Origin of the sequence: Paenibacillus sp. E194, from assembly GCF_000935845.1 — a bacterium.
In the GTDB taxonomy this organism is placed as follows: Bacteria; Bacillota; Bacilli; order Paenibacillales; family Paenibacillaceae; genus Paenibacillus_B; species Paenibacillus_B alvei_B.
Genome location: NZ_JMDX01000193.1, coordinates 1 through 10,950, shown reverse-complemented (window position 1 = coordinate 10,950; position 10,950 = coordinate 1). Strand labels below are relative to the sequence as shown.

11 protein-coding genes are annotated in these 10,950 nt (G+C 45.0%); 2 read left to right on the top strand and 9 right to left on the bottom strand.

Annotation, left to right across the window (positions count from 1 at the left end; translation table 11 throughout):
* Positions 1–124 precede the first annotated feature (124 nt).
* From AZ66_RS21650 to AZ66_RS21640, 3 genes are all read right to left on the bottom strand, one after another.
* Complete coding sequence (locus tag AZ66_RS21650; protein WP_044356732.1) at positions 125–664, bottom strand: GrpB family protein; 540 nt, start codon at positions 662–664, stop codon at positions 125–127.
* A gap of 105 nt (positions 665–769) precedes the next feature.
* Entirely contained in the window at positions 770–1,168 is a 399-nt protein-coding gene (locus AZ66_RS21645; RefSeq protein WP_044356730.1) for a RidA family protein, read from the bottom strand.
* 37 nt (positions 1,169–1,205) lie between these two features.
* A complete protein-coding gene (locus AZ66_RS21640) occupies positions 1,206–1,715 on the bottom strand; it encodes a GNAT family N-acetyltransferase (protein ID WP_044356734.1) in 510 nt (169 codons plus the stop codon).
* A gap of 239 nt (positions 1,716–1,954) precedes the next feature.
* Here AZ66_RS21640 and AZ66_RS21635 point away from each other — a divergent pair, with 239 nt between their 5' ends.
* Both AZ66_RS21635 and AZ66_RS21630 read left to right on the top strand, forming a co-directional pair.
* Positions 1,955–2,737: a helix-turn-helix domain-containing protein gene (locus AZ66_RS21635; RefSeq protein WP_044356729.1), complete on the top strand. Its 783-nt coding sequence runs from the start codon at positions 1,955–1,957 to the stop codon at positions 2,735–2,737.
* A 43-nt stretch (positions 2,738–2,780) separates the two neighbouring features.
* Positions 2,781–3,482, top strand: coding sequence for a transglutaminase-like domain-containing protein (locus tag AZ66_RS21630; RefSeq protein ID WP_044356728.1), 702 nt, complete (start codon positions 2,781–2,783; stop codon positions 3,480–3,482).
* 119 nt (positions 3,483–3,601) lie between these two features.
* On the opposite strand, the gene AZ66_RS21625 is transcribed toward AZ66_RS21630, so the two are convergent.
* From AZ66_RS21625 to AZ66_RS21600, 6 genes are all read right to left on the bottom strand, one after another.
* Positions 3,602–4,231: an HD domain-containing protein gene (locus tag AZ66_RS21625; RefSeq protein WP_044356727.1), complete on the bottom strand. Its 630-nt coding sequence runs from the start codon at positions 4,229–4,231 to the stop codon at positions 3,602–3,604.
* Between the two features lie 249 nt (positions 4,232–4,480).
* Entirely contained in the window at positions 4,481–5,488 is a 1,008-nt protein-coding gene (locus tag AZ66_RS21620) for a zinc-dependent alcohol dehydrogenase (protein ID WP_021255159.1), read from the bottom strand.
* A 17-nt stretch (positions 5,489–5,505) separates the two neighbouring features.
* Positions 5,506–7,755: a helix-turn-helix domain-containing protein gene (locus AZ66_RS21615; protein WP_044356726.1), complete on the bottom strand. Its 2,250-nt coding sequence runs from the start codon at positions 7,753–7,755 to the stop codon at positions 5,506–5,508.
* A 69-nt stretch (positions 7,756–7,824) separates the two neighbouring features.
* Positions 7,825–8,688: a carbohydrate ABC transporter permease gene (locus AZ66_RS21610; protein WP_021257906.1), complete on the bottom strand. Its 864-nt coding sequence runs from the start codon at positions 8,686–8,688 to the stop codon at positions 7,825–7,827.
* Positions 8,682–9,608, bottom strand: coding sequence for an ABC transporter permease (locus tag AZ66_RS21605; RefSeq protein ID WP_044356733.1), 927 nt, complete (start codon positions 9,606–9,608; stop codon positions 8,682–8,684). Before AZ66_RS21605 ends, AZ66_RS21610 begins: the two co-directional genes overlap by 7 nt.
* Before the next feature lie 112 nt (positions 9,609–9,720).
* Positions 9,721–10,950 (bottom strand): extracellular solute-binding protein (locus AZ66_RS21600; RefSeq protein ID WP_044356725.1); only part of this gene is annotated, 1,230 nt, incomplete at its 5' end.

The window sequence follows — 10,950 nt, the reverse complement described above, 5'->3', positions numbered from 1 at the left end:
CTGACTCATAGGTTGACCAACATGCGAAGCTGTCACGCAGCAAAGCAACAGCTTGCTCTATATGTTCCGCTTGATTTGATATCAGATCAATGATTTGCATGGAATCCTCTCCGATTCTTCGATTTTACACATCTGTCTCTCCAGCCCTCCAACCAACTTCCTGACTCCAACTGCTCGCTCTGCGCATAATGTCCCAGATGATAGGTTCTTTGGCATCGACATATCCATGCCTGTCCTTCTGGTACTTCTTCATCAGCTCAAATTTGACCGCAGCATACAACTCACATTCAACAGTATGACAGCGCAAGTAATCTCTGAACAGGAGCGGGAACTGCTCCGCCCAGCTCCCCAATTCTCTCACATGGATATGCGTGCGCTTCCCTCCAGGAGCTTCGCGAAAATAACGCTTCGTCTTGTCTGAATTATCTGAGCGATGAACATAGCCGATCGAATTGAATTGACATATCAAATGTTCAAAGTCATCCCACGAACGAATAGATACCTGTATATCAATAATCGGCTTGGCTGCCAATCCTTCCACAGAAGTAGAACCAATATGATAGATCCGAGCAGCAGCATCGCCTAGCGCTTCTCTTATCCGTCGCCCACTCTCAAGAAATTCCGTTTTCCACGATGAATGATAAGGCACAATCTCAATATCCATAAGTCTTGCTATCTCCTCTAAAGTCTCCTAGTTTCAAGTGCGTAGACACCCTTAGGTGGCGACAGTCACTCCAACAGTAGCTGATACCTATCAAGTACACTCCGTCTATACAACCTTATCCGTCAAAATCGCCTGTACTTCGATTTCGACGAGCAGGGCAGGATCAATTAGGGCCTTGACTTCTACCATGGTAGCTACCGGGCAAATGTCGCGGAAAAATTCACCGTGAGCTCTGCCGATCTCTTCCCATTTGGTTATGTCTGTGACGAACATTCTTGTTCGAACAACATCGGTCATGCTGGCCCCAACTTCGTGAAGCGCATCAGAAATAACCTGCAGTATATATGTAGTTTGAGTGTAAGCATCATTTTCACCGACCACTTTACCATCGCGTATCGCTGTTGTGCCCGCAACTTCGACTTGATTGCCAACTCGTATCGCTCGGCAATAGCCTACCAACGGCTCCCAAGGCGATCCTGTAGTTACACGAACTCGCTCGGTCATTGTATCCCACTCCCTCTATATCATTCCGAAGTTAACATTAGAGTTTCTTATAATAAATAACGGTTGTGTGGTAGCTTCCATCTGCGGACTTGGCGAATTCCGGAATCCGTCCAGCTTCCATATACCCATTCGATTGGTACAACAAGTTGGAAGGATCTCCTTCTCTCGTATCAAGCACCAGCAGGCTTCGTTCTTCATGATGCGCGCAATCTTCCACAACTCGCAACAACCCCTTGGCAATTCCCATTCTGCGCTGGGAAGGGTGCACCATCAACTTCGCCACTTCCGCACGGTGAAGAGCATTTGGCTTTTGAGCGAGATGAAGCTGGATTGTACCGCACACCTGATTATCAACTAGCGCAACCCACAGGCGCACCTCCGGCTGCAATACCGCCGCCCAATAATCGTCAGCCATCTTGCGATCCAGTGGAGGGAGGAATCCTATTGATGCACCATCATTCACGACGTCCAATAACAACGTTGATAGCCCTTGAAGCACTTCTCCATCCAACTGCTCTATCTCTTTTATTTGAACACGACTGTCCATAGACTTCCACTCCGTTCGTCTGTCATAAATATTATGAACATGCTCCACAATTGCTTCCACAATACCTCTTGATATCTATTATTATCCACCCCAATAGAACCTGTCAAAGCAAGAAACGTTACAAAAATACCGTTCTTTCTGCGAGTCCCTCCCTTTACTTCAACCGTTCCGGTAGGTATAATTCGAACCAATGCTCCATTGTTCAACCGATGAAGTCGCGCAAAGGAGGAGGAAGCAAGATGTCTGCAATCATGAGCCCCTACGATCTAATCGTCTATTTTGGCTCTGATCATGTATCTTTTCTCACGAACAAAGTAGATGCGGACAAACACAGCCATAACTATATTCAGATTACGATCGGCCTTGAAGAAGATGTAGCGATAACGGTAGACGGAGTCGCCTATCAAGCTTCCGGCTTAATCTTGCATTCTAACATCGTTCATGAACTGCAAGGCCATGGACAGTGGCAATGGTATATGCTCATCAACCCTGAATCTGCATTCGGTGAGCATCTGAAGAGAACCTACTTACAGCACTCACCGATTTATATTCTAACAAGCAATCAAATCGAGGAACTGCAGCAGCTTGCAATCCAGCATTTATTTTCGCTACAGCAAGCAATGGAATACGACCAGATTTGGAACAAGTGCAAGCACATATTGAGCATGACGGATGACAATCTGCCGCCTATTCTTGACGCACGAGTTCATCACATCATGCAAGCACTAGAGAGCATTTCTCTCCCTCAATTGACTGTAAAAACACTCAGTAAGAAAGTATTTCTGTCCGAGAGCAGACTATCTCATCTATTCAAAGACAAGATCGGCATATCACTCGCCAGCTATATCGTTCATCATAAATTAGAACACGCATTCCATGCTGTCTTTAGCGGAAAATCCATAACAGACGCAGCAATGGAAGCGGGCTTTAATAGCCCTTCCCACTTCTCTAAGACCGTTCGAGACAAACTTGGCATGACTGCTCGTACAATTGTTCAACATAGCAGATATTTGAAAGTATGAATTCCTCCTCTCCTTTATAGTTGAAGGGGAAGGAGGAATGACCATGACAACCTATTTAGAAGCGACGGCATTAGTTGATTATAACCATCCATCGATTCAGAAGCTTATCATAGAGCGATCCTGGAAAGAGGCTAAAGAGTACGATAAGATTCGTGATATATACGATTATGTGCGCAACCAGATCAAGTTCGGTTACAACCGTGGAGACGATATTCCCGCTTCGGAGGTATTAGCAGATGGATATGGCCAGTGCAATACGAAGAGCATCCTGCTAATGGCCTTGCTGCGTGGAGTCGGAATCCCTTGCCGTATTCACGGCTTCTATATCGATAAGAAAATGCAAAAAGGAGCATTGACTGGCATCATCTATACATTCGCTCCCCGCAATATCGTTCATGCCTGGACAGAAGTTCATTACCAAGGCAAATGGCTGGCGCTTGAGGGCGTCATTATCGATGATACGTACCTTCAGCAAGTAAAAGATAGGCTGTGCAGCTACAACGGTGGTCATATCGGATATGGCATATCAGTGAAAGACGTGAAGAACATCAACTTATGCTGGCGTGGCGACAGCACCTATATTCAGAACTTCTCGATTACGGAGGATTTAGGCTACTACGATAACCCAGATGAATTCTTCGCGGCATACAACAATACGAAGAGTCGGTTTAAGAAAGCCATGTTGAATCTGCTTCGCAAGCGGGTAAATCGACGCACAGACTCATTACGGGGAGGCAAACTATAATTAGCAACTATACCTGACCCCAAATATAAATAGCCTATCCCCAAAGAGAGTAGGCTTAGATGCAACCTCAACAACCGTGCCCGCATTGCTTCGGGATAGCAAGCAGTGCGGGCATTACGTCATCGATGATGCAACAAGATCTCACCATTACATTCTGCACGAAATCGCGCTTGGAATTGCTCGGCGAAGATCATCTTCTGATCGTAAATATCTTTGGACAATTCATAGTTCAGCGCTTCTCGCGAGCTAGCTACATACTCGGCATAGTTCTCACTATCCCACAATTGAATGGCGTCGAATACATTTTCTTCGTTATTCCCGCTGTATACGAATTTCAGCCATATCTCCATGGAACCGAAATGATCCAATATATCTGCATCCTGAACCAGCTTCATATAATAAGGCAAGTCAGGAGAATCAGCTTGCTTCCGCGTATTATGGTGTCTGATAATTTCTGAAATACCTGCGAGTTCCTCTGCTGAACATGCGCCGTTCAGCAAGGTATGCACAAGTTCGGCTCCTGTAAGATGATGCGGCTCAATCCCTTTCGTTACGTCATGGAACAAGGCGCCCGCATAGATGATGTCATTCATTGTCGATTTGTTCGGAAAGAGACTCTTCCGCAAATGCATGGCTAGATTCGCCACACGTTGACCATGATAGTAAATGAATCCGCGTTCTCGATTGAGATGAGATTTTCGCTTGCTCATTGTCTTTCTTGCAATCTCTTTCACTTCATTCATATCCATAAGACCATCTCCCCCATTAACGACTACTCACAATTCAAATCACTAACATCAGTCGAGATTAGTAGGCAATCTGGATGTATTGATACATCAGCCCAGTAACCACAGAGAGAATCAATGGTTCATTTTCCCATACTAGTCTATTATAGAATTGCCTTTCTCTCAACAGAAAAAGCCGTACATCACAAATCATGGATTCGTCGTACGGCTCATATGTACTTACAAGAATACAAGTATATATAGGCGCGAATATTACGTCTCATGCCCGTATTGAAGCAAGGTCGCAACCACGTCTCTACGTTCCCTGTAATTATCGTAAGCCTCCTCGGCTCTTGCTACCGGATACACATGGGTGATCAATTTCTTCATCGAAATGCGTCCATCAGCGAGCAGCCGTATGTAGGCTTCGAGATTTCTCCCCTCCGTCCAACGCACATGACCGATCGGGTAATCTCGATTCTCCTGCTCATATTGCTTGTCATACCGACCGGGTCCTCCTGCCCTTGAAATGAGAACTTGAGCCTCTTTCTGGAACATGAGTTCTCTGGAATAGTCCATCGACAGATCGCCAACAATGACCACCTTCCCCCGATCTCGAATCCATGTCAGCGCACTGTTCGTCACTGCCTCACCCGATCCACTCACACAGAGCAATACGGCATCTGCTCCCGCCTCTCCAACCACTTCAGACAATTCCAGTTCCATTAGCCTTTGATCCGCATACACTTGGTCTAACCCGTGCTGTCTGAGCATCTCTGCCCTGCGGGCGTCTGTATCCAGTGCAACCGTTCGATAGGCGGCAGCATGAGCGATCTGCGCGATCAAATTGCCTAATGTCCCGAGGCCGACGATGACGGCAGATTCCCCGAATCGTAAGTCAGCTACACGCAGCGCATGCACCGCAATAGCACCTAACCCCCCGAACGCGGCTTCCTTCGGATCTACCTTATCCGGCACAAGTGCGATCAAATTCGTGGGAACAGTCAGCCACTCCGCATGACATACGTACGGCGCTCCATAGCAGGCCACCCGCTGCCCAACCAAATCACAGCTCACACCATCCCCTACCTGCTCAACGATGCCAACTGCACTATATCCCAATAGGATCCGCGACTCCGATGAACAGTTCACCATACTCAGCTCCGTGCCCGGACTGATTGCTGAATATTCCGTTCGAATTCTGACATGTCCATACTCCAGTTTCTTGGGTTCCAATTCAGCAATGACAATTGTGCCGGATTGTGTCGCCACAGCCTTCACTTCAATCCCCCCAATCGTTAACCTGTCTGCCGTTTTCGATACTCACTAGGCGATATTCCGTAATATTTCTTAAATGTGGTAGCAAATGTTGACGCATTCAAATATCCTGTCTTTTCTCCGATCTCTGTTACCGAATATGAGGTATGCTTCAGAAGTTCTCTGGCATGGGCTAGCCGCACCTTGTTCAAGTAATCCACATAATTGATATCAAACGTTTTTTTGAAATAACTAGAGAAGTATTTCGGCGAGGTATGGAAGACTTCTGCAATATAATCCAAATACAAATTCTCCATATAATGAAGCTCGATATATTGTGCAATGAAAGCAGGATTCAACTTATTTGTCGGCTCACTCTTGCACTGCTTTGCCAAAAATGCAGCAACCTTAATAAGCGCCTGCTTCATCTCGGTATATCGATTCGCCCGTGAAATGCTTCGAAGAAAATCCCCTTCAAGCTTGCTCCATTCCGCCTGTTCCAACGACGGATTGCCGATCATGCGGAACAAGTCATAGAACATCGCTTGCGCCACGTGCACCATCTGATGCATATGAATATTTCGCTTGTTGTTCGCTTCGAATGTATCTTCTATGATTTGGACGGCATCTTCCAGCCTTCCGCATAGCACATAGTTGGAGAGCTTCTCCATTTTATCCAGCGGATAGTACATGTTATAGGTGTATCGTATCTGTTCTGCATCCATCACAGGTTCATCGTTGCTTACCGACCGATGTGACATCCCATGGTTTACATCTTGAAAAGCGCGTTTCCAATGTACCTCATCAGTGCTGTACATACTGCTTACACAAGCCCCTACTTCATAGCGGCTCAGCTCATTATTTCCTGCAGCAGCAATGTAAGCACGAAGCTGTTTGAATAGTGTACGCCTAGTTGAAGGCTGATCCATTCCAATCCACGCAACAAATTGCAGCTTATCGGCATGAAATAGAAGTGCCTCTATCGATTCTCGCTTTAATCCAGCAGCAATGCAGGATTCCAGCTTTTCGACACGAATTCTTTCATTTGATTCCGCTTCCTCTTTAGGCAGCAGTTGAATCAATACCATTATAAATTGTTGTTTCTTACTGATCTCCGGGAAGTATTTGCGGATAAGCTGCTCCGATTCACTAGGATCTGCATACTCATCAATCAGCCGCAGGAACGCTGCTTTTCGATTTTGTGCATGTTCGACTTCGAGTTCCTCACCGAGCTTGCCGTTTTCAGATTGGAGCATCCGAATCGCTTTATGAATATTGCGAATATCATTCCCTTTACTCGTTTCCAATCCCAACTGCTGAATAATGTTGCGGATGGGTCGATACAAGTACATACTGAGCAAGTAAGATAATGTGACAGCTCCAATTATGGCAGTGATCATGATCGTAAGATTCGCACTGCTTACGGAGTTGATGTTCTTAAACTTATAAGGAATTTTATTGATATACATAAATCCGTTGTACGTCGATTTGTAGAAATTGTACTCGAAATCCTTGCCCGTGATCGTCCCTTCCGAATTGAAATTCGAGGTTAGCTGATTCCATACCTCTACCAAGTCAAAATCATCATTCGTGCTGAGTATCACATTGCGATTCGAATCAAGCACAATAAATGATGCACCAGGTATAATAGCAGTTTGGTCAACGAATTTCATCCACTTTTCGGCACTAATCAAAAACATGATATGTTTATCAGATAGACGAAATTTATTGCCTCCCACCATAATCAGCAGTTTCTTTTTTTGCCATGTCGTACCGCTGTTCATGACCTTGTATGTATCGGCTGGAAAGACTTTCGATTCATGCGGCATGGACATAAAGCGCTTCCAATACGCTGCATTGTAGATGGAATGTACATATTTTTGCTCAAATAGCTCTCCTAAATCAGTCGTACCATGCAAGGTAATTGCAAGATTTGAATTGTCATGAAATACAATAATATCTTCGATAAAATCAGCTTTGGATACAAGTGCGGTAACATTTTTCTGTAAATCGTACACCTTCGCCATATCCAGGCTTCCATCACTATTTACAATGTTGTTATAGGGTAAGGAGTGAATGGAATGGTTCATGCTGTCTAGGGACCTGAAGCTGTTATCGATCGATTGAATCATCGTTTTCACGACTAACGCATTGTTTTGAGCTACTTCGTCATAGACTTCTGAGATGGAGTTCTTGTGTACAATATAGTTGGAGACAAACATGACCATGATCACGATTAACAAAGCCATGAAAATTTGAAGCAGGCCGACGTTCATCAATAATCTTTTCATCTCGCTCTTCCCCTTGTCATGTTCTCATACGCATGAAGCGATCCCAACTACATTCTACACCGTGATCAACTATCCCTTCTCCGCTCCTAGCATAACCCCCTTCGCAAAGTATTTCTGTGCAAAAGGATAAATAAGCAAGACGGGGATCATAGACAATACAATTGTCGCGTTCTTCATCGCCTGTGGAGCCAGAGCTGCACGATCTACGAGCGAAGCATCCGACTCTGCATTGAAGATGAGCATGTCTCGCAAGACAATCTGAAGCGGGAACATATCCTTGTCATTTAAATAAATCAACGGGAGGAAGAAGCTGTTCCAATGCCCCATGAAATAAAAGAGTCCAATCGACGCCAAGGCGGGCTTCGACAACGGGATTACGATGCTGAACAAGATGCGATACTCTGAAGCTCCATCGATTTTGGCCGCTTCCCGAATTTGGGACGACATGCTCTCATAGAAGCTCTTGAGTATGATGAGCTCAAATGTCCAGATTGCATTAGGCAGCACGAGTGCCCATACTGTATCAATTAAGCCCAGTCCTTTGACCACCATGAAAGTTGGGATAATTCCTGCATTTAGGAACATCGTCAGCACGATCGCAAGCATCCAGAACTTTCTGCCGACAAAATTGCGCTGCGCTAATGGGTAAGCGGAAATGGCCGTAAACAACAGGTTGATGAATGTGCCAAGCGCCGTATAATAGATTGTATTCAGATACGCCCTTGGAATCTTGTCATCCTTCAGCACCTCAACGTAAGCATCTATATTGAAGCCCTTCGGAAACAGGGTTACTTCCCCTTGCAATACAGAAACCGTGTCACTAAATGAAATGACAGCAATATACCATACCGGATAAAGGGTACACACTGCAACGAGAAGCAATAGGATCGTATTGACAACATTGAAGATCGACAGCTTACGTTCTCCTACCATAGACTGTTACCTCCAAATCGCTTGCTTACATAGTTCGCTCCGAGCAGCATGACCAAAGCTACGGCAGATTCGAACATCCCAACAGCCGCTGCATAGCTGTAGCTTGATTCGAGGAAGCCCTTTCGGTACACATAGGTGGAGAACACGTCGGCGACACTATATGTCATTGGGTTGTACAGCAGCAGCACCTTTTCGTAACCGATTCTGAACATATTCCCCATATTTAAGATGAACATGACGACGATCGTCGGCATGATTCCTGGTATCGTAATATGCCGCATCATTTGCAGCCGCTTCGCACCATCTACCTTAGCTGCCTCATACAGCGAAGGATTAATACCGGCTACAGCCGCCAAATAGATAATCGCCTGATAACCCATCGTGGCCCAAATATCGGATATGACGTAGATCGGCCGAAACCATGCAGCATCAATCAAAAAATGCTTTTTTTCAAATCCGAAATAGGAAAGAACTTGATTGACGATCCCATTCGTTGGAGAGAGAAAGTCAATGATCATACTGCAAATAATGACTACTGATAGAAAGGAGGGTAAATAACTAAAGGTTTGAATCGATTTCTTAAACCATTTTACTCGAACTTCATTTAAGAAAACGGCAAATAGGATCGGAAACGCAAACCCGAATAGTAACGTGTAGAAGCCTAGCAGGAATGTATTTGTAAAGAGAATAAGAAAGTCCTGATTGCTGAAAAATTTAATAAAATGCTTCAGTCCTACCCATTTGCTATCGAATACACCTTTGTACACACTGTAATCCTTAAATGCGATGATTAACCCATACATGGGCCCGTATCGAAATATTGCGTAGAAGAGAATACAAGGAATAAAAAGCACAAGAAGCTGCTTATCGCGCTTGATATGCTTCCAGAAGTTCGACCAACGCATGCGACTTGGCGTCATTGTTCGTTGGTGCTTAGTCTCAAGCTCTGATTGCTGCACAATTGTTCCCCCTTGAGGAATGGGCACCTGAATCAGAATCCAGGTGCCCCTCCGATTTCAAATGATCCGCAGCTTACTTGGAGTCAAAACGCTTTTGTGCTTCATTAAATATAGCAAGCATTTGATCAATCCCTGCTTTTTTCGCAGTGTTTTTCCAGTCCTCCCATTGCTTCTCACCATAGTTTTTATCCATCACATATTTCGAATTGAACTCTTCCGCTGCCTTCTGGATCGACGTCTGCAACTCTGATAGAGTCGCAATTTCATCATCTGTGAAGTTAAGGGTTGGATCTAGCGGCTCTCTTCGATTATCCTTCATGATTAGATCTTGCGCTTCCTGCTCTTTTTCCGAGAACTTGAAATAGACACTCTTCGGATTCGGTCGCAAATAGGCGCTTTCCTGCCACATCCCATAGCGATCCTCGAGAACACTAATATCCACTAGCGGCAGGTTAGCCAATTCTGGATACACAGGATATCCATCCTCACCCCACTTGAAGTTCACACCTTCTACACCAAGTGTCATTAAATCCCCGCCAGATGGACTTGTTAAGTAATCCAGCAACTTCAGCGCAACTTCCTTATTGTCGTTATCCGCTACTGCGATACCGAAGTCGCTAACCTCAGGCAGCGATCTTACGTGCCCCGTCGGGCCAATTGGCAGTGCATATCGCAAGTTGTAATCTGGCATCGCACTCTTCACCTGGTTGTAGAACAGATCCAATCTGCCAATCCAGTCGAAAGTTACAAATGCCTTGTCTGTTGTCATTTTCGTTGTCCAAGAATCCTGCGTATTCGTTAAAAACTCAGGATCGAGCAGCCCTTCGTTGAACATCTTTTTCATGAAGTCAAGCATATCTTTGTGCGCATCCTGCACGGAGGCGAACTTCCAATTTCTATCTGCTTCATCATAATAAATTGGATAGTTCTCACCGCCTATTCCCCAACCATAAGACCAGTCTCCATAAATGTGTTCTTTCGTCTTAGAAGCGTAAGGATAGCTGTTCGGATACAGCTCCTTCAATTTTTTCATAGCGGTGTAGAATTCATCTGTATTCGTCCATGGCTTGATGCCGTTCTTATCGAATATGTCCTTTCTGTACATGAAACCGTGATTGACGTCCCGATTCAACTTGTATATCGGCCATGAGTATAAGTTCCCGCTCTGATCGCCGAATGACTTGATTACCCACGGGTTTTCTTCCATGTACAGCTTCTTGAAGTTGGGCAGCATATCGACATGCTCATTAATGGCCACAACACCGCCCTGCTTGCCTATATCCTTCAGTTCGGCACCCTTTAA

Bases quoted from the DNA above. Each gene is read 5' to 3' on its own strand.
- AZ66_RS21650 (WP_044356732.1), bottom strand. From the start codon at position 664: ATGGATATTGAGATTGTGCCTTATCATTCATCGTGGAAAACGGAATTT.
- AZ66_RS21645 (WP_044356730.1), bottom strand. From the start codon at position 1,168: ATGACCGAGCGAGTTCGTGTAACTACAGGATCGCCTTGGGAGCCGTTG.
- AZ66_RS21640 (WP_044356734.1), bottom strand. From the start codon at position 1,715: ATGGACAGTCGTGTTCAAATAAAAGAGATAGAGCAGTTGGATGGAGAA.
- AZ66_RS21635 (WP_044356729.1), top strand. From the start codon at position 1,955: ATGTCTGCAATCATGAGCCCCTACGATCTAATCGTCTATTTTGGCTCT.
- AZ66_RS21630 (WP_044356728.1), top strand. From the start codon at position 2,781: ATGACAACCTATTTAGAAGCGACGGCATTAGTTGATTATAACCATCCA.
- AZ66_RS21625 (WP_044356727.1), bottom strand. From the start codon at position 4,231: ATGGATATGAATGAAGTGAAAGAGATTGCAAGAAAGACAATGAGCAAG.
- AZ66_RS21615 (WP_044356726.1), bottom strand. From the start codon at position 7,755: ATGAAAAGATTATTGATGAACGTCGGCCTGCTTCAAATTTTCATGGCT.
- AZ66_RS21610 (WP_021257906.1), bottom strand. From the start codon at position 8,688: ATGGTAGGAGAACGTAAGCTGTCGATCTTCAATGTTGTCAATACGATC.
- AZ66_RS21605 (WP_044356733.1), bottom strand. From the start codon at position 9,608: ATGACGCCAAGTCGCATGCGTTGGTCGAACTTCTGGAAGCATATCAAG.